General features: G+C 41.7%; 15 protein-coding genes. 13 read left to right on the forward strand and 2 right to left on the reverse strand.

Features of this window, described 5'->3' with window-relative positions; translation table 11 throughout:
- On the reverse strand, positions 1-2,289 hold the full coding sequence (locus C558_RS0100375; protein WP_018754215.1) for an EAL domain-containing protein: 2,289 nt from the start codon (positions 2,287-2,289) through the stop codon (positions 1-3).
- Between the two features lie 626 nt (positions 2,290-2,915).
- Between C558_RS0100375 and C558_RS0100380 the strand changes: the two genes are divergently transcribed.
- From C558_RS0100380 to C558_RS0100400, 5 genes are all read left to right on the forward strand, one after another.
- Complete coding sequence (locus C558_RS0100380) at positions 2,916-3,587, forward strand: response regulator transcription factor (protein ID WP_018754216.1); 672 nt, start codon at positions 2,916-2,918, stop codon at positions 3,585-3,587.
- Positions 3,587-4,714 carry a sensor histidine kinase gene (locus tag C558_RS0100385; RefSeq protein WP_018754217.1) on the forward strand — a complete coding sequence of 376 codons (1,128 nt, stop codon included), beginning with the start codon at positions 3,587-3,589 and terminating at the stop codon, positions 4,712-4,714. The genes C558_RS0100380 and C558_RS0100385 overlap by 1 nt, the downstream gene beginning before the upstream one ends.
- Positions 4,715-4,841: 127 nt before the next feature.
- Complete coding sequence (locus tag C558_RS0100390) at positions 4,842-5,780, forward strand: ABC transporter ATP-binding protein (protein WP_018754218.1); 939 nt, start codon at positions 4,842-4,844, stop codon at positions 5,778-5,780.
- 45 nt (positions 5,781-5,825) lie between these two features.
- Positions 5,826-6,920: an ABC transporter permease gene (locus C558_RS0100395; protein ID WP_018754219.1), complete on the forward strand. Its 1,095-nt coding sequence runs from the start codon at positions 5,826-5,828 to the stop codon at positions 6,918-6,920.
- 29 nt (positions 6,921-6,949) lie between these two features.
- Positions 6,950-8,068, forward strand: a complete 1,119-nt coding sequence (locus C558_RS0100400; RefSeq protein ID WP_245583721.1) for an ABC transporter permease — start codon at positions 6,950-6,952, stop codon at positions 8,066-8,068.
- Positions 8,069-8,195: 127 nt separating this feature from the next.
- Here C558_RS0100400 and C558_RS0100405 read toward each other — a convergent pair whose 3' ends face one another.
- Positions 8,196-9,662, reverse strand: a complete 1,467-nt coding sequence (locus C558_RS0100405; protein ID WP_018754221.1) for a HEAT repeat domain-containing protein — start codon at positions 9,660-9,662, stop codon at positions 8,196-8,198.
- Between the two features lie 138 nt (positions 9,663-9,800).
- Here C558_RS0100405 and C558_RS0100410 point away from each other — a divergent pair, with 138 nt between their 5' ends.
- From C558_RS0100410 to C558_RS0100445, 8 genes are all read left to right on the forward strand, one after another.
- A complete protein-coding gene (locus C558_RS0100410) occupies positions 9,801-10,670 on the forward strand; it encodes a helix-turn-helix transcriptional regulator (protein ID WP_018754222.1) in 870 nt (289 codons plus the stop codon).
- 179 nt (positions 10,671-10,849) lie between these two features.
- Complete coding sequence (locus C558_RS0100415) at positions 10,850-11,587, forward strand: hypothetical protein (protein ID WP_018754223.1); 738 nt, start codon at positions 10,850-10,852, stop codon at positions 11,585-11,587.
- A 37-nt stretch (positions 11,588-11,624) separates the two neighbouring features.
- Complete coding sequence (locus C558_RS0100420; RefSeq protein WP_018754224.1) at positions 11,625-13,127, forward strand: leucine-rich repeat domain-containing protein; 1,503 nt, start codon at positions 11,625-11,627, stop codon at positions 13,125-13,127.
- A gap of 205 nt (positions 13,128-13,332) precedes the next feature.
- Positions 13,333-13,902: a helix-turn-helix domain-containing protein gene (locus C558_RS0100425; RefSeq protein WP_018754225.1), complete on the forward strand. Its 570-nt coding sequence runs from the start codon at positions 13,333-13,335 to the stop codon at positions 13,900-13,902.
- On the forward strand, positions 13,895-15,016 hold the full coding sequence (gene eutH / locus C558_RS0100430) for an ethanolamine utilization protein EutH (RefSeq protein ID WP_018754226.1): 1,122 nt from the start codon (positions 13,895-13,897) through the stop codon (positions 15,014-15,016). Before C558_RS0100425 ends, eutH begins: the two co-directional genes overlap by 8 nt.
- On the forward strand, positions 15,000-16,775 hold the full coding sequence (locus C558_RS0100435; protein ID WP_018754227.1) for an aminopeptidase P family protein: 1,776 nt from the start codon (positions 15,000-15,002) through the stop codon (positions 16,773-16,775). Before eutH ends, C558_RS0100435 begins: the two co-directional genes overlap by 17 nt.
- 341 nt (positions 16,776-17,116) lie before the next feature.
- Positions 17,117-17,926 carry a helix-turn-helix domain-containing protein gene (locus C558_RS0100440; RefSeq protein WP_281167094.1) on the forward strand — a complete coding sequence of 270 codons (810 nt, stop codon included), beginning with the start codon at positions 17,117-17,119 and terminating at the stop codon, positions 17,924-17,926.
- A 65-nt stretch (positions 17,927-17,991) separates the two neighbouring features.
- Positions 17,992-19,119 carry a phosphotransferase enzyme family protein gene (locus C558_RS0100445; protein WP_018754229.1) on the forward strand — a complete coding sequence of 376 codons (1,128 nt, stop codon included), beginning with the start codon at positions 17,992-17,994 and terminating at the stop codon, positions 19,117-19,119.
- Positions 19,120-19,162: the final 43 nt, after the last annotated feature.

The raw sequence follows: 19,162 nt of genomic DNA on the forward strand, positions 1-19,162 counted from the left end.
TTAACCATCCATTTCGACTGAGTAATTGATTTTTATATCGTCATTCAGTTGATAAAACGACTTTTCAAAATCATCGACAGAAAGAGGCTTACTAAAATAATATCCTTGAATAACATCGCATTTTTTCATTTGTAAAAAATTGAGCTGATCTTTTGTTTCTACACCCTCTGCTACAACATCTAAATTTAAATTGTGTGCCATTGAAATAATTGTGCTAACAATATTTGAATCATTTTTATCCAACATGATGTCTCTGACAAAGGATTTGTCTATTTTTAAAGTATGAATAGGGAACTTCTTTAAATAATTCAAAGAGCTGTAACCGGTACCGAAATCATCAATACTAATTCTTACTCCTAAAGCGTTCAATTGACCCAAAACATTTATCGCACGCTCAACATCCATGGTCATCGTCTCCGTAATTTCTAACTCCAAATAATTAGGATCCATTCCGGTTTCAATTAAGGTATTGGAAATGACTTCAACTAAGTTATCCTTTAAAAATTGCTGTGAAGAAAGATTGACCGCTATTCTAAATTTAGGAAACCCCATTTCAACCCACCGCTTACTTTGATCACAGACCTCACTTAATACCCATTCACCAACTTGAGAAATTAATCCGTTTTCCTCTAAAATCGGAATAAATACATCTGGCGATACAATACCATAGTCTGGACTGTTCCATCTTAGGAGAGCTTCTGCTCCAATGATTTTCTTATTAATTAAGTCAACTTGCGGTTGATAGTACACGATAAATTCTTTATTTTCTAAAGCCTCTCTTAATGAAACTTCCAATGATAGTTTATCTTTTTCATTAGAATTGGACTTCATATTTGAATCGAATAGGGTATAATTATTCCTTCCCTTTGATTTCGACTTATACATTGCATTATCTGCGTAAACCATAAACGTTTCAGCGTCAGTCCCATCATTGGGATAGATTGCTATACCGATACTCGCAGTTACATGGAACTTGGAACCATTAATAGTGAAGGGAGTGTCAAATAAGTCAATAATTTGCTTACCTATGTGAGTAACTTCTTTTTGCCCATTAAGGTTATGAAATAAGAAAATGAATTCGTCTCCGCCCATTCTGAATACCTTTCCATTATCACCTAAAAATTGTGTCAGTTTACTGGAAACTTGCTTTAGTAATATATCACCATTGGAATGTCCAAAAGCATCATTAATCGTTTTAAAGTGATCTAAATCCAAGAACATAAGTGCCAAATCAATATTTTTGCCAGAAGTTAGAGATGAAGAAATATGATAATTTAATGTTTCATGAAGTGAGCGTCTATTTGGTAATGATGTTAATTCATCGTGATAGGCTAAATAGTTGTGCCGTTCTTCATTTAAATAACGTTCTGTAATATCTCTAAGTTGAGAGTATGAACCAATAAAATTATTTGTTTCATCATAGATGGGTTGAGCGTCGAATAAACAAACTACTTTTTGATTATCTACGGTTCTTAAAATCATTTGCACATTATCAAAACTCTGTTTGTTTTGTATTACTTGTTTCATGTGACTACTTACTAGACATTCTGGGTTGTGTTCACTTCTATCAACAATATTGGTATCTTTGTGAATACTGAATGTTTCGACCACAAAATCGTTTACTGAACTAATGATGCCATCAGCATTTGTGATGATAATGCCATTTCTATTTTTATTAACCATAATCTGATTTAACATATCTAGCTTTCTATTCTGTTTCCTAAGTAAAAGCTCTCTCTCAATAGAGTCAACAACTGTAGATAACATGGTTAAGAAAAATGGATTATGCAATTCAGTTGCAGTCATAATACATATACTTCCAAGTAAATTGTTGATATCTGTGTAATGAAAGGCCACTCCATAGCACGCTGAGTCATGAAGGATCGTATGGAAATGATTTGAACCTATGATTTGAACCGGGTGGCATTGTTGAAGAGATAAGCTCACGACATTCGTACCCATATCTTCTTGAGTAAATTGTGCGCCTACTTGTATACCTAATTGTTGAATTGTTTTTTTTATGGTTTCATCGCCAACCATATGTAGCAAATATCCATTTTCGTCAGATATTACAATTATTATAGGTGTTCCGCTTAACGAGTTTAAAATCTTTTTTGAGAAAAAATCAACAACGGATAAAATTTCACTATACGTGTTTCTTTTTTTCAACAATTCTTGTTCTGACATAGAACGTTTCGGTATTCTAATTTCATTTGGATCCATTCCTGCCTCAATACATCTCCGCTTAGACTCAACAATATAGTCCTGTTCATGATTCAGTTGTGTCATTATAATCACCACCGTTAATTTTTAGCTTTTTATTTAACGTGAATCCATGAACTCTACTTCATGAAATACATAGAAGCTATCAATTTTACTGTTTTTAAACATCCGAGACATAACCAGTTTGTGAGTGAATGCAGAATCTATTTCTAGTAATCATATCTTCCATTGTTATTCGACAAAAAGAGACATTACCCTGCAACAATAAATTTAGGACTTTAGCAATAATTGATATTGCAGTTAAGGTTGCCTAACTTTATTTCGTTAGTTAAGTTAGCGCAATGGTTCTCTGAGCTGAGTAGATGAACTTCGAGAAGGTGTCGCTTAGTGTTTAATGGGTATTTACATACAATAACGGCCCATCCGCCAAGTTATTGGCGAAACAGGAACCATTAGCTCCTGCACCGCCTTTTTGCTTAAAGCAGTTAAGCCCCTTTATTATGAAGTGACCCTATAAATTTCGCCGTTAGACCCGTTACGCTGAACCGTATCATAAGTAGGGCGAAATTTTTACATTGACCTCCTTCTAATCGTTGTCCAACAGTGCATACTGAACCACGCTGCCGAATACTTAGTATGGTGCTGACGCCTTTCATAATGCATAATAAGTGGAAGGGAAGGGGGAGTGATTTGTGCCGAACATTAAGGTGCTTATTGCCGACGACAATTCATTCATTCGCGAAGGGCTGAGAATTATTCTAACCACGTTTGAAGGATTTGAGGTTGTGGCCACGGTTCAGAATGGACAGGAGGCTGTTGCCTATTGCGAGCGGCATGAGGTCGATGTAGCGCTGCTTGACGTGCGAATGCCGGAAATGAACGGAGTGGAAGCGACCAAGCTGATCGTCGAGCGTACAGCAACAAGGCCGCTGATTTTGACGACGTTTGATGATGACGAATATATAAGGGATGCAATTACATACGGGGCCAAGGGCTATTTGCTGAAAAATAACAACCCCGAGCGGATCAGCGATGCGATTAAAACCGTGTATTACGGTCATAATGTGCTGCAGGATACGGTATTAGACAAGTTGAAATCGGATGTTGCTGGGGGAAAGACGGTGAAGGACACAGAGCCGCCCGCACTTAACCAAGGGCCCGGGATCGACAAGAGCCTCTTTACGGAAAGAGAACTGGATATCATGGCGCTGATCGCCAAGGGACGGACAAACAAGGAAATTTCCAAACAGATCTATATCTCTGAGGGCACCATTGCCAATCACGTTACTTCTATATTAGGCAAGACGGGCCTCACGCACCGCACCCAAATCGCCATTTACTATTTGACAGGTGAATTGACCTGATGAGCGAACCAAGAGATGCATCGGAACTATTGAAGATCGGCTATAAAGTGGCCCTACTTGTCTTTACAGTCGGCCAATCCCTATCATCTGAAACGAGCATAACGCCCTGGTATATTTTATCCGTATTATTATATCTAAGTACGAACCTGCTGTTTTATATGTTGAAAAAAGAGAGCTTTCGCCTCCTCGTCGCTGTGCTATCCATAGGAATAGCTATCGCCATGTTCCAGGATCATCCGCTGGTGATTTTGCTGCTTCCGGCTCATCTTTATGAGTTGGCGTCAATCTTTGTCGGTAAACAAGGAATTGCGTCGTCCCTCCTCATGATGATCCCCTTATTACTCGTGCCACGGCAACTAATGCTTCTCTACATACTCATTGCGGCAGTGACTCTGATCTATTTTTCCACACTAAAGTTATACGATAACAAGCTGCGCGGACAGCACTCCGAACTGGAGCGAATGCGCGGCGATCTTGAACGGGTGCACACTCGGCTGCAGGAAAATAACGAGTTTCTGCGGCAAGCGGAATATACGCTTAAGCTGGAGGAGCGCAACCGATTGTCCCAGGACATCCACGATAACATCGGACACGCGATGACCAGCGCACTGATCCAGATGGAGGCGGCAAAGCGTTTAATCAAGATCAATTCAGACCAAGCGTCGTTGCTGCTGGACAATGCTATCCATATATCGAAAGAGGGCATCGAAAGCATTCGTTTCGATCTGAAGAAGATGAAGCCGCCTACGGAACAGATGGGCGTCAACCGGATGAAATTGTTCATTGATGAATTTTCGGACAAATACCCGATCCGTACGGCATTTACCTATGAAGGAAATATGGATTTCATCTCGCCGATCCATTGGAAGATCATCCAAGATAATATGAAAGAGGCATTCACTAATATGATGAAGTACGCCGGAGCTACCGCGGTTTCAATCCATGTTCAGGTGCTACCTCTACTAATTAAGGCTACAGTTACTGACAATGGCCAAGGGAAAGGAAAGATCGTGAAGGGACTCGGTATTATTGGAATGGAGGAAAGGGCGGCGACAGTAGGAGGAAAGGTCATTGTCGACGGTTCGCGGGGGTTTTCGGTCACAACGTTAATACCATATACCCCATGAATGTTTGAAGGGTGATAACATGAATAAATTCATGGGAAGAGGATGAACTTGTGCACTTCTGCAAGGACGTCCTTTTTTTGTACGATAAGAACATCAGAAACGGACATAACGGGAGGGTGAAACAACGGTGAACATGCTGGAAATCAAACAGTTAACGAAAAAATTCGGAGAATATACCGCCGTGGACAATTTATCGCTATCGGTGCAAGAGGGAGAAATTTTCGGGTTTTTGGGCCCTAATGGCGCAGGCAAGAGCACGACGATTCATATGGCTACTTCCTTGCTCTCCGCGACGAAAGGTGAAATCGAGATCATGGGCCGGAATATCACCAAGCACAGTAGGTTTGCGAAGCAGGCGATCGGCTTCGTGCCACAGGATTTAGCGATCTATGAAGATATGACTGCTTATGAGAATGTACACTTTTTTGCCGGGCTATATGGATTAAGAGGAGCAGAGCTGAAACGCAGCGCAATCGAAGCCTTGGAATTCGTAGGCCTTGCTGATCGGCAGGGGAGCTATCCGAAGAGCTTCTCAGGTGGAATGAAGAGAAGGCTGAATATCGCCTGCGCGATTGCTCACAGACCTAAGCTGATCATAATGGATGAGCCGACGGTGGGTATCGATCCGCAATCCCGCAATTATATCTTGAACTCGGTTCGGAAGCTGAATCGAAGGGGCAGTACAATCATTTATACGAGTCATTATATGGAGGAAGTTGAAGAAATCTGCTCGCAGATCGCGATTATCGACCATGGGAAGATCATTGCGGAAGGGACGAAGGCAGAGCTTAAGGCGATTATTACGAATCAGAAAAATATTAGCATTACAGTTCGATCGACCGAACGTCTTCCGATGGAACAGTTGAAAAGCATTGTCGGTGTGAACACGGTCGAAGCGGCGGAACAGACGATTAACATCAGCTCCGCTGTAGAAATCAACAACTTAAATCCAATCATTCAGCTGCTTGTGGCAAGCGGCGTGGAAATTCGCGGCGTGGAAGCACAGGAGCCCAGTCTGGAGACCGTGTTCCTGACTTTAACCGGCCGAACGCTGCGAGACGAGTAATCAAGGGTCATATTACGAATACGAAAGAGGAAGGGGGCGGGACGAATGAACATTCTGCGGATCGCCGGGAAAGAATTGAAGGTATTTAGGGATATCAAAATGCTGCTGTTTATGTTGGCGACACCTGTCCTGCTGATGCTCATTTTGGGAACGGCGCTCTCCGGTAATTTCCACGGAACCGTGAAGGTCGATCCGATACGCGTGTTATATAGCTATAACAGTACTAGCAGTGCGGTAGGGAAGCAATGGGAGGCTTTTCTGCTGGAAGCGAAGGCCTCCGGCATTCGCTTCGAGGAGGCCACAAGCAGAACGGAAACGGACGTCGTCAAGGATGTGCAAAATGGTCTTTATACGGGTTATGCGCGGATCGCTGATAAGGGAATCAGCTATTACGGCAACAGCGGAAGCGGGAAGGAAAATGGTATCGTTCAGGGCCTATTGGCGGCGTTAGCGGATCGCTATAGATTGACGATAACAGAGACCGGCCTTTCCGCATCAAATGGAAATTATGTGACCGAAGCCTCGGTCGATGCGGTTAGACAGCCTGGGGGCTTGGACTATTTTGCCGTTGCGGTGACAACCATGATCATCCTGTACAGTGCATTAACGGCTGGGCAATTAATCGAAACGGAAAGAAGCAGGCATACCGATCTCCGTCTGTTGGTATCACCGGTCACGAAAGGAGAAATTTTCGCAGGGAAAATCGTCGGGACACTCGTGCTTAATGCAATATTTGTCGCGATTATCGTGCTGCTCAGCAAATATATGTTCGGCGCGAATTGGGGAGAACATCTGTGGCTTGTTTTCCTTGTCTTATTAACTGAAATTGTATTGGCCCTCAGCCTTGGACTCGGCGTAGGCTATTGCCTGAAGGGCAACGCAGCTGGAAGTGTACTTATGATCGTTATCCAAGCGGCGGCGTTTGTGGGAGGGGCTTATACGCCGGTCGATCAAACGACGGGAATGATGAATTTCCTTTCCCGATATTCCCCGTTGCATTGGTCTAATGATGCTATTTTGCAAATTATTTATGCGGGGAACCTTATGGCGGCGCCTCCGGCCATGATGCTTAACCTGGGATGTTCGATACTGCTGCTTGCCCTGGCAATTGTCCTAATGAGAAGAAGGGAGGGGTTGTAATGAGAGAGATGATCTGGGTAGTCCGCAGGATGGCGTTAAGCACGGTCAAAAACTATAAAATAATGCTGTTATATTTATGCTTACCGGTTCTTGGCATAGCGTTGGCTTCGTCAATCTACAGCGGCTCCGAAGAGAGCCCTTTGAGAGTCGGCGTGGTCAATCACGACGACGGTCAGGCGGTAACTGTGGATATGGTGGAGTATATCCGCAAGCTTGATCAGGTGGAAGTCCGGGAAGTGCGGACGGAGGAGGCGGAGGGGCTCCTGGCGAGTGGGAATATAGATGCGGTGTTAACATTCCCTAAAGGGTTTGCAGGTAGTATGTTGTCCGGCCAACCGGCAAACGTCGGCCTGACATCCGTTCAAGGCTCGCAAGTCACAGCTTATATCAAGTCGTATTTGAATGCATATATCGGGAATCTCTTGTCCATCGGCCGATCGTCCAGAGGGGAGCAGGCAAAGTTCGACCAGATGTACAAAAGCTATCTTCAAGCAGAATCCGGACTCTCGGTCGAAACGGTGGAGGATCGCTCCGTTCAGCACCAAAAGTCGGCTCAAACGGTAGGCTACCTGGTCGTGCTCATGCTGTTCTCAGCCGTCAATTTGTCCGGGATGATTCTGAAGGAAAAAGAAAACCGGACCTATTTCCGAGTGTTTGCCGCACCGGTGACGGGTCGCGCATACGTGGCAGCTAACATCATTGTGAACGTTGTCGTCATGCTGATCCAGATTGCTGTGACTTTAGTGGTTATGACCCGGTTCTTTCATATTGATTCAGGAATACCGGTTCTTCAAATGTTCTTGCTGCTTGGTCTGTTTGCCCTGGTGGCGGTCAGTCTGGCTTTGGCCATCATAGCGTTCTCGTCAAGCTCAATGGTGGCGGGCGGGATACAGACTATGGTCATTATTCCGACCTGCCTGGTGGCTGGATGTTTATTTCCGATCACAACGATGCCAGCGTTAATGCAGCAAGCCGCCCATTTTCTCCCGCAATACTGGCTATTGGATACGGTCAGTCGGCTGCAGCAGGGAGAGCCGCCATCCGGCGTGCTGTTGAATCTGGCCATTCTACTCGCCTTTGCGCTCGTCCTAGCATTAACAGCCGCTTATAAATTCGGAAGAAACAGAGAGATGCACTCGTTTATTTGATATGATTGCCTACAATCGGACGTTTTCGATGTCTGTTTGATGAAAAATATAGTAAACCAAAATGGAGTCAACCTTATTGGTTGGCTCCATTTCGATTACGCTTGCTTATCGTTAGCAAGGGGAAACTTTAGAAGGTACTGGCTTTACTCGTATCCGGACACCAGCGGGATGAGCGATAAAAACGGATCAAGATATCAACTGCTTCTTCCGTTCGCAGATGGGTGAGTGCTTCCGCTGCATAAGCTCTGACGTAACGGTCATTGCTGTAAAGCGCTTGCTCCAAGGAACGGACAACTTCTTGTACATAGCCTGATTTACCTATGCGAAGCAGGGAGAGCGCTGCCGTATATCCGATTTTATTGGTAATGTAGGTCTGAGATGCTGCGTAATTCACCGTCTTATTCGCTTGTGAAGCATCGTTAGTTTCGCATTTTAGAGAATCCATCAATACATTTGCTAATGCCGAACCTGCCTGTTCACCAGTATGTTTGATCATACCTAATGATTCAACGGCATTTCGACGAACCCATTCGCTCTCATCCTGTAAGCTTGCGATAAGTGAGGATACCACTTCACCCTCGGATGATCCGATCATCCCGAGTACAAAGATCGCCAACGCCCTGTGCTTATCATCCTCATGCTTCATAACACGAAGAAGCTCGGGAATTGCCTCGATGCTAGCACCTTGCAATCCATATGCAGCCCGTACTGCTGTCAGGTTCGATCCGTTAATGATTTGCCCGATCAGTTCCTCGATCCCTTGTATACCAAGTTGTCCAAGCTCATAGGCTGCATTCAATGAGGTGATCTCCTCCTCTGCCTCAAGCTCTTGCCGTAATGCCAACAATCGCTCTTCACTTATTGTGCCAGCTTGCTTTGCTGATTGTTCTCCGCGAAGCCAATCCCATACATCTTGCCATAAATTCAAGTGGATTGCTGGCGTTCCTTCCGGCACAATCATCTCACTGCTCTGATGATTCCAGGTCGGAATCTCCGGTGCGCTCAATCTGAGAAATTGAAACTTAAGCATATAACGATCTAGTTCGGATACATTAAGCGAAGCTTTATGCCACAAGTCGAAATGCACGAGTACCATAGTGCCCGCTTTCCCTGTGGGAAGCAGTGTCTCACCCCGGTCGCCGAGAAATTTTTCGTAGTATTGGGTGCCTGGCATGATTGCAGTAGGTCCTAAATCTTCGGTAATATCGTGGGTGTAATAGAAGATCATCGCCCACCAAGGTCGATGGCTGCGCATGGAAGACCAATAGCCGTCTTTATGCCATTGCCCGCCACCTGGCGTCGCATTTCCCGGTTGGTTGTAATGACAGTGGCGATGTGGATGCATGTAATAATCAGAACCTAGTACACTGCTTAAGGCTCCCTTGACGGTAGGTGTATCGAAAAGCTGCTGTATGTCCGGAACACGGGGTAGTATATTGTTTCCAGGATTGCCCTCATTATGCATAACGTAATTGATTTGGTTCATGATGCTCTGATGAAGCTGTTGAGGAATATCGTTCTGAAGTACAAGATAGCCTTTCGTAATATATTGCATCATTTGCTCATCAGTCAACAAATAGTTACTTTCTAACATGGTAGTACCTCCTTGGAGATCTATCTACTTTCTTCTAAATGTTACAACGCAATGAAATTTTTGTATTTGCAAAATCGTCAATTATTTATACAATCGTCATATCAATTATTAAATTTTTGAACAAGGTGGTGATCGTCTATGGATTTCGCCAACTTACATCCTTACGTGTACTATGCAACCAGGTATCCATTCTCCATGGGGCAGTCTGCCAACAATCGGATCTGTTATGCCTCCTCACTTTATTTGATCAGTGAGGGAAAAGGTGTCATTCATACGTGTGGTCGTACTTATGAAGCAACAGTTGGCTCTCTCGTGTACATACCAGCAGGGCAGCCCCATCATTGGGTTGCCGACAAAGAAGACCCGATGGTCCACATCTGCTGCTATTTCGACTGGTCATACATAGATCGTCGGGTCGAGTTCATCGATCCTAGTAGGATTTGTTATGATGAATCTACTCTTGTTCCAGCTTTAATCGGACCAGCTTTCCCCTTTTCTTTACCCGAGCATATGAATGTCGAGAATCTACGCTTGTGGATAGATTACTTTGAAAAGTTTTATATCGAAAATAAATATACAAATGAGCGGACGTTCGTTCGCAGCTTAAAGGTGCAGAGCAATTTCCAGCAGTTTATCGAGTTTTACCTCACATTTGCGCTGAAAGAGGAGCATATCCCCAATCTTCGCATGTCCAAGTTGCTCGAGCGATTGGATCAGGACTTGATACAAGGCAGTCTGCAGCCTTTGGAAGTCTATTACAGAGAGCTACGCATAAGCCGTGGTTACTTTTTTGAATTGTTCAAACAGGCAACTGGATTGCCACCTACACAGTATGTCACCCAATTCAGAATTAATCGGGTGAAGGACGACCTCCTATTTACGAATCTGAGCATTACTGAGATCGCAGATAAGCATGGTTTTTCATCTTTGCATTATTTTTCGAAGCTATTCCGCAAATTAATTGGACTATCACCACGGGAATACCGAGAAGAGAACAGCGAAGTGTGATGACGAAGCTTCCCCTAAGAAATTGGCAAAAGACCGCCCCTTATAAAATACTCGAATCGGGATTAGTGCCGCTTGATACCAAATGAATTATTCCAAGACAATACCTATGTAATTAAGGAAACATTAGATTAACGTAAAGCGTCTAAATAATATAATCGTTCTAGAAGGAGAAGAGGGCAGTGAAAGTAAAAAGAAGTTTGCGAGTGTTACTTCCAATTTTGGGGGCGTGTACGATTTTTGTCGGAACTGCTGTGGCTAGCAATTCTGTTGGTCTGTTCGTTAATGATAAAGCGCTGAGTCCTAAAGAAACTAAACTTGATCATTCGGTAAACATTCAAACAGGAATTACAAAGGATATGGTTGAAGATTGGATACGAAAGCAAGGCAATGAAAAGAGGGACTATTATTTTGATGGTTTATCCTTTGAAGAAATGAATGTAGATGGGGATTCCGAACCAGAAGTACTTGTGCGAATTGATGGAGGGGTACATCTTGGTGATTTCTTCATCTTTGACAAACAGTCCAACGGTTCATATAAATTAATCTTTGAGAAACCGTGGCATGTCGAATCTTGGAACATTGAGAATTTTCGAGCTGACGGAATGAATCCTTTATTTAATATCGTCACACGCACAGGCGGAACAGGTGCCGATGTTAGAGAATCTCATCTAATGTATATGAACGATTCTGGAGTATGGACAGAAGCTTGGAAAGGTACTCTTAAAGACCGCTCTGTATTTCAAGGTAAATATCATGTTGCCATGGGTAGTTACCAGTTCAATGATGATAATGGGGAACTTTTCTATTGGCAGACCGAAATGGACGCATCCTTAGAGGACAACAAGCAAGAGGGAGACTCAAAGACCACGATGAAGATTTTTAATCTTCAACAGGGAAAGTTTATTGAGAAGAAGTGAGCATCTAACGAAACAGTCATCAGGGGGAATGATCGTCATGAAGAAACGTATTGCTGTAAGCTTATTTATTTTTATTTTTGTCCTAAGTTTGGCCCTTCCAGGACAAGCTTCGATGGAAGCGTTTAGCCAAGAATCGATTATTAAAGATGGAAATCTCGAAAAAGCGATTCGTTCATGGATAGTTAAAAAAGACGATGAACCACTTACCAAAGCGGATTTAGAATCTCTCACCGTTGTATCTTTATCAGGTAAAGGAATTAAAGATCTGCAGGGATTGGAGTATGCCGTCAATATCACGGATCTCGATTTAGGCATTAATGAAATTACTGATCTTACACCGCTAAAGAAACTCTCAAAGATCCATACTCTCAGCCTCAAAGCAAATAAAATTTCATCGATTGAGGAATTGTCAGCTCTGAAGGAGATGAAATATCTAGAAATAAGCTGGAATCAGGTCTCATCCCTGGATGTAGTGAAACAATTGCCTCGTCTAATTGAGTTGGACGCCGACCACAATCAAATTTCGAATGTTCAAGCACTCTCTAGTGCCGCAGAATTAGCGTATTTGAAAATGAGCGACAACGCGATAGAAGACATAGTTCCCCTCGGCAACATGAAGAAGCTGACATATCTTAATGTGTCTTACAATAAGATTAAGGATTTATCGCCGCTACGGAAGCTATCCAAAAGTCTGACGTATCTGGGGATTAGCGGAAACCGGGTTACTGATCTTAAGCTGCTAGAAGGATTCAACAATCTCGAAGGTCTCTCTGCCAACAACAATAACATCGAGAGTCTTGCCCCTTTAGCGAAATTAACTAACTTGTCTACATTGGATCTATCCTCCAACGAGATTAAAGATTTAGACCCGTTAAAACAATTGAACAAGCTAGATATCCTCTACTTGGATAACAACCGAGTGTGGAATTTGGAACCGTTAAGAAATTTGAAATCCCTAAGAATTCTAAATTTGAACAATAACCGGGTATGGGATCTGGAGCCGATTCAAAATAATAGTTATGACTTTCATTGGGATACGGGGGCAGAACGCTACGGACTGCAGTTGAACGATAACTACTTGGACTTAAGCCAAGGAACCCAAACCTATAAAATATTTAACAAATTGAATGCGGATCGTTATGGTATTATGTCTCAGCGTAAGACTCAACGCTTGATGATCGGCAGCAAGACAGCCTATGTGGGCGACAGTATCTACAATATAACAGCAGCGCCATTCATTCAGATAGGCCGTACCTACGTACCTATTCGTTTCATTTCCGAGAAACTTGGGGCAAAGGTGAATTGGAACCAGAGTACGAAAGAGGTAACGATTCAAAAGGACGGTAAAACGATTCGTTGGTCTGTGGGGAATAAGCAAGTTAAGATAAACCAGCAAACTGTGATGTCCGACGCTCCTTTACTACTGAGAAATAACAGCGCTTTTGTTCCTATACGCTTTGTGTCGGAGCAGCTTAATACTTCTGTTGAATATTTAGGTAGCAAAAAAATGGTTATCATATTTGAGAATAAGACCGCATAAAGAATTCAATCTAGGGCGCATTGATCTAATAGATCAAGCGTCTTCTTTTTGTGTCAGATTGTATAATTCTACGGACCTTTCTTGAGAGAATATATGATAACGTAAATTAAATGAATTTCATACTAATGAAATTATTTCATTATATATTGAATGTTTCTCTTATATATATTACATTATTCATAAATATGAAATTTAGGGTGAAGTAATGAATATAGGAATGGAAATAAAGAAATTAAGGACTGAAAAAGGAATTACTTTGAAAGAGTTAAGTGAAAAAAGCGAACTATCTGTTGGATTTCTGTCTCAATTAGAAAGGGGGCTTACGACCATAGCCGTTGATTCACTTGAAAAACTAGCTGATATTTTGGAGGTACATTTAACACACTTTTTTGATTATCCACTTAAAAGGAAAGATATGGTTCTAAGAAGTTATGAACAAGAAATAATGGACGCAGAAGGTGGTTTTATTAAATATAGTTTAAGTACAAATTTGGAAAATAAACAACTTGTCCCAAGGCTTATAGAAATTCTTCCTCAAAGGAAAGATGAAGAAATATTATCCTATAAGCATGAGGGAGAAGAGTTCATTTATGTATTAGAAGGTATATTAACAGTCTACATAAATGGTACGAGGCATGAAGTATATCCTGGTGACAGTGTTCATATGGACTCAAATATTGACCACAATTGGGCTAATTATACGAATAAAAAGGTCAAGCTTATCGCTGTTAATACGCCTAATTATATCTACAATAGTCGGGTTAACAATGGATAAATTTATATTATACCTAATCGGTTCTTTTTTTGTAATCGGAGCTATTGATTATATTACCGGAAATCATTTGAAACTGGGTGGGAAATTTGAGGAAGGCATAAAGACCATGGGGGCTCTAGGGATTGGCATGATAGGAATAATTTCTTTAGCCCCTATATTTACAAATTTTCTGTCCGCTGTGATTATTCCAATCTGTAGCGTGCTTCATTTAGATCCTTCTATCGTTCCTGCAGCATTGTTAGCTGTAGATATGGGGGGCTATCAAATCGCTAATAAGCTAGCATTGACAACGGAAATGGGGGCATTCTCAGGGATTATCATCGCATCTACATTAGGAGCCACAATTAGTTTTTCAATCCCGGTCGCGTTAGGGATGCTCTCTAAAGAGGATGAAAAATATTTCTCTAAGGGTGTGCTGGTTGGAATTATTACTATACCGATAGGATGTCTTGCAGCAGGCATATGGCAAAAAATAAATTTCGGCATATTAGTATGGAATCTGGCACCTATATTTGTTTTTGCCATTATTTTAGGGGCCGGATTACTGAAAGTTCCTCATGTTTTTATAAAAGTTTTTAATGGTTTTGGAAAGCTTATCATGAGTTTGAGTATTGTTGGATTACTTTTACAAGGTATAGATGTGATATTTGGCGTAAAGCTTGTCTCAGGATTAACACCCCTATCTGAATGTACAATTATTGTAGGCAAAATCGCATTGGTCTTAGGTGGAGCATATCCTATGCTAGCATTTATTAATCGAATTTTTAAAAATAGTTTTGAAAAAATAGGGGAGAAATTTGGAATTAATTCCGTATCAGTAGCAGGCATTCTAGGAAATTTGGCTAGTAATCTGTTGATATTTGGAACATATAAAGAAATGAACCCTAAAGGAAAAGTGGTATGTGCTGCCTTTGGAGTAAGTGGAGCATTTGTATTTGGTGGTCAACTTGGCTTCGTGTCAGGAGTAGCCCCTGAAATGTTAGGAGCGTTTATCATATCAAAGCTTTCAGCCGGAATCATTAGTATCGTACTAGCCGTATGGCTGTATGATCGGGAAAGTAAAGAATTTAACCTTAAGAAAAATGGAGGTATTCGTAATGAGTATCAGGGATAGGGTCGCAAAGTTAAGGCAGCTAATGAAAGAAAATCAAATGGATGCTTATATTATTCCCAGTTTTGATGCACATCAGAGTGAATATGTAGCAGAACATTGGAAATCTAGACAATGGATATCAGGATTTACAGGGTCTGCAGGTACTGTAGTTATTACATTAGAGGATGCTGGGCTATGGACAGATGGCAGATACTATATTCAAGCTGAAAAGCAGCTTGAGGGATCAGGAATCAGATTGTTTAGAATGATGGATCCTGGGGTACCCTCTTATACCAAATGGCTAGCAGATGTTCTTAATGAAGGAAGCATTGTGGGCTTTGATGGAAATGTTTTTTCATTGGATATGGTTAAAAAGATGGAAAAAGATCTACGAGCAAAGAGAATCGAATTAAAAATGAATCAAGATTTCATTGGTGATCTGTGGGAAGATAGACCGGAGATTCCTAAAGGATCAATTTTTACTCATGACGTAAAATATGCAGGCAAATCGCGAGTAGAAAAATTAAACGAAGTAAGAGAAGAAATGAAAAATATAGGAGCCAATTATTATATTTTAACTTCCCTTGATGACATTGCATGGCTTTTGAATATAAGAGGGGCCGATGTGCCTAACAATCCAGTTGTCATAGCAAATGTAATCGTAGCAGAACATAAATGTTATTTATTTATTGATTCTTGCAAGGTTCCCACTTTGGTTAAAGCAGAACTGGAGGCTGAAGGAATCGAGTTAAAAGCGAATCATGAAATACAAACATTCTTGGAGAATCTTCCAAGCGGAGATGCCATTATGTTAGATTCGAATAAAACAAATATCAGGTTACATCATGCCATAAACAGTAATACAAAGAAAATTGAAAGTCCTGACATCACGACGAATTTAAAAGCTATTAAAAATGAAGTTGAGATAAAAAATTTAAAATGGTGTGAAATAAAAGATGGTTTAGCCATGGTGAAATTTATAAAGTGGCTAAAAAACGTTGTAGATAAAGAAGAAATTACAGAGATTGCTGCAGAAGAAAGATTAGAAGATTTCAGAAGGGGGCAGGATGGATTTGTTGGACCTAGCTTTGATACGATAGCAGGTTATCAAGAGCATGCTGCGATGATGCATTATAAAGCCAATAAAGAAACGCAATTTACACTTAAGAATGAAGGTCTTTTCTTAATTGATTCCGGCGGACAGTATTATGATGGCACAACAGATATTACACGAACAATTGTGTTAGGACAACTTACCGATGAACAAAAGAGAGATTATACTTTGGTGTTAAAAGGATTTATTGCATTAAGCTCAGTCAAATATTTATATGGAGCAACAGGCTCTAACTTAGATGTTTTAGCAAGACAACCCATCTGGCAGTATGGATTGGACTATAAATGCGGGACAGGACATGGGGTAGGTTTTTTCTTGAATGTTCATGAAGGGCCACAAAGCATACGAAATAATAATCATGTTACATTAGAAAAAGGCATGATTATTACGAATGAACCGGGAATATACCTCGAAGGTCAATATGGAATTAGAATTGAAAATATGATGTTAGTCGTAGAAGACGAGAAAACAGCGTTTGGTCAATTTATGAAGTTTGAAGCCATCACGTATTGCCCTATTGATTTAGCCGGTATCCAGATGGATATGGTAACAGAGAGCGAAAAACAATGGTTAAATAATTATCATCAAGAGGTATACACAAAGCTAGCTCCTTATTTAAATGAAGAAGAGAGCGTATGGCTAAGGGAAGAAACTAGGGAAATATAAATAGGTACTGCCGAATACTACTAGTCACGGAGAACCGTACCACAAGTAGGGTGAAAAATTTGAGTGTAAGAGGGCCTGAGGCCTGTAAGCATGATGAATGATAAGAATTCCAAGCCCTTAAATTGAGTTAGGGGCTTTTTTATATAGGAAATAAACGATAATGTTTCCATCTTGTGGTATGATTTTGCTAGTAACAATTATGTTTCATTATGATAGCTATTGAACGCAAAGCGAAGACCTATACTAGGAGAGTGACATAGGCTATACAACCATATCAACTTCTATCTGAACTCCTATCCCGAATAGAAGAAAATGTTTCTGGTACGAGCGAGACAGAATATCTGAATGATCTCCCGGTCTCCACGGTTCATTTGCGTCGGCTTTTCAAGTTCGCTTTCGGCGTGCCGCTACAAAGCTATATTCGCTCTCGAAAGCTGGCCGTCAGCTTAGAGAATTTGATGCAAACGGAGAAGCGGGTCCTCGACATTGCCATCGAATGCGGTTATGAACATGAACAAACCTACATACGCGCGTTTAAACGCGAATATGGGATAACGCCAGGCGAATGCAGGGAATCCGGCAAAAACATTCACGTAACGCCTCCTCTGCATCTATTTCCAAAGAACGATGTTTGCGGAAATATGGTATACGGGCCGGATCTGGTCATGATTCCATCCTTTCATGTCATCGGGCGAATGTATCAAATTGAGATCGTTGAAGCGCCGACCCAAGCGCCCGAAGCTGCCAAACAGTTCTGGTGGGACAAGCGGCATCATGTGCCTAATCCGGTGGAACCCAATATCTATTACGGTCTAACGAGGGCACCTGATCCATCGCTTAGCTGGACGTACTATCTACCGTCTATGCGTGTAACGGATCTGAACGATATTCCTGACGGCTTCACAGGCGACACCGTCCCAGCTACCATGTGCGTCGGCTTTCGCTATATTGGGAACCATCATTACGAGGAGATTAGCGAACTACGCGCAGAGGCGCTGTACACTGCCATCGATAGGCTTGCCAAGGAGCACAACGGGAGATACGAGCTTCTGGATAGCGAATTCTTCTTCGAAAAAATTGATACGGATGCATATGATGGGGAGTATTGCCAAATGGAATGGTTTGCGCCCATCAGGGTGAAGAACACTTAAGATGATCAAAAAAGTCCATTGAGCTTGCCGCGATTGAGGTATGCTCTTTTTGTATTCATAAATAGATGGTTGTACGAAAAGGAGAGATAGTTATAAATTATAACGAAGTTGTTGCAATCGGAGATACCTATTTACTTACAGTCGTATCAGAGTTGTTCGGATTAGAAGGCTATGAAATCCAGCGGATTCCGGCACATGATGGAGGGCGAAATGTCGTTTATACCTGTGAAAAAGAGGGCGAGGGCGCTAAAATACTTCGAATCGCTTTCTTACCAGACAGGTGTCGAGAAGATTTCCTAGGCGAAGTGGAATTTGTTCGGTATCTATTTGAGCACGGAGGTAGTGTCTCAAATGTCATCAGCTCCCGGAATGGGAATCTACTGGAGGAGATCACCCACAATAACCACACCTTTTTTGTCTGCCTGTTTGAAAAGGCCAAGGGCAAACTGCTTGTAGAAAATAATTATCGGTACCGAGAAGGGGCTCCAATTACCGAATATTATTATAACTGTGGCAAGACCCTGGGGAAACTGCACCACATATCGAAAGGATATACGCCTGTCCATCGCCGGTATAGCTTTTTTGATAAATATAATGCTGAATATATCGATAAACTGATCCCCGGCTCCTTATCCCTGCTTAAGGAAAAGCTGGTAGAGCTCCTTAATACTTTAAAAGGATTGGACAAGAATCAGGAGACTTTCGGTATGATCCATTTTGATTATAACGATGGGAATTATTCGATAGATTTTGATAACGGGCAAATAACGGTATATGATTTCGATAATTCTTGTTACTGTTGGTATATGTTTGACTTGGCCAGTCTCTGGTCAAGCGGAGTGGGCTGGATACAATTTGAACCCGATGCCGGCAAACGCCAACAGTTTATGGATGATTATTTTACAACAGCCCTCGAGGGATACAGATCTGAGACCAGGATCGAAGATTCAATGCTAGAAAATTTACCCTTATTTATCCAAGTAAACCTCATGGAGAATATTATAGATGCATTCGAGGTAATGCGGAACAATGGCGAAGAGCCGGAGTGTGATGAGAGAGTGTCGTATCTCATAAAATGCATGGAAGAAGATATATCGTATAGAGGATTTTTCGATAAAATTTATTCGTTTGATGAACCCTTTGAGTATGAGGAACGAAATATGAGAGACTCATCCGCATGCACCCAGAACTAAGCCGCCAAGCTCCTGCGATATATATGTGGCATCGATAGATAAA

The organism is Paenibacillus terrigena DSM 21567 (assembly GCF_000374845.1).
Classification (GTDB): Bacteria; Bacillota; Bacilli; order Paenibacillales; family Paenibacillaceae; genus Paenibacillus_K; species Paenibacillus_K terrigena.

Bases quoted from the DNA above. Each gene is read 5' to 3' on its own strand.
- C558_RS0100435 (WP_018754227.1), top strand. From the start codon at position 15,000: ATGAGTATCAGGGATAGGGTCGCAAAGTTAAGGCAGCTAATGAAAGAA.
- C558_RS0100385 (WP_018754217.1), top strand. From the start codon at position 3,587: ATGAGCGAACCAAGAGATGCATCGGAACTATTGAAGATCGGCTATAAA.
- C558_RS0100375 (WP_018754215.1), bottom strand. From the start codon at position 2,289: ATGACACAACTGAATCATGAACAGGACTATATTGTTGAGTCTAAGCGG.
- C558_RS0100400 (WP_245583721.1), top strand. From the start codon at position 6,950: ATGGCGTTAAGCACGGTCAAAAACTATAAAATAATGCTGTTATATTTA.
- C558_RS0100425 (WP_018754225.1), top strand. From the start codon at position 13,333: ATGAATATAGGAATGGAAATAAAGAAATTAAGGACTGAAAAAGGAATT.
- C558_RS0100395 (WP_018754219.1), top strand. From the start codon at position 5,826: ATGAACATTCTGCGGATCGCCGGGAAAGAATTGAAGGTATTTAGGGAT.
- C558_RS0100445 (WP_018754229.1), top strand. From the start codon at position 17,992: ATGGTTGTACGAAAAGGAGAGATAGTTATAAATTATAACGAAGTTGTT.
- C558_RS0100410 (WP_018754222.1), top strand. From the start codon at position 9,801: ATGGATTTCGCCAACTTACATCCTTACGTGTACTATGCAACCAGGTAT.
- C558_RS0100405 (WP_018754221.1), bottom strand. From the start codon at position 9,662: ATGTTAGAAAGTAACTATTTGTTGACTGATGAGCAAATGATGCAATAT.
- eutH (WP_018754226.1), top strand. From the start codon at position 13,895: ATGGATAAATTTATATTATACCTAATCGGTTCTTTTTTTGTAATCGGA.
- C558_RS0100420 (WP_018754224.1), top strand. From the start codon at position 11,625: ATGAAGAAACGTATTGCTGTAAGCTTATTTATTTTTATTTTTGTCCTA.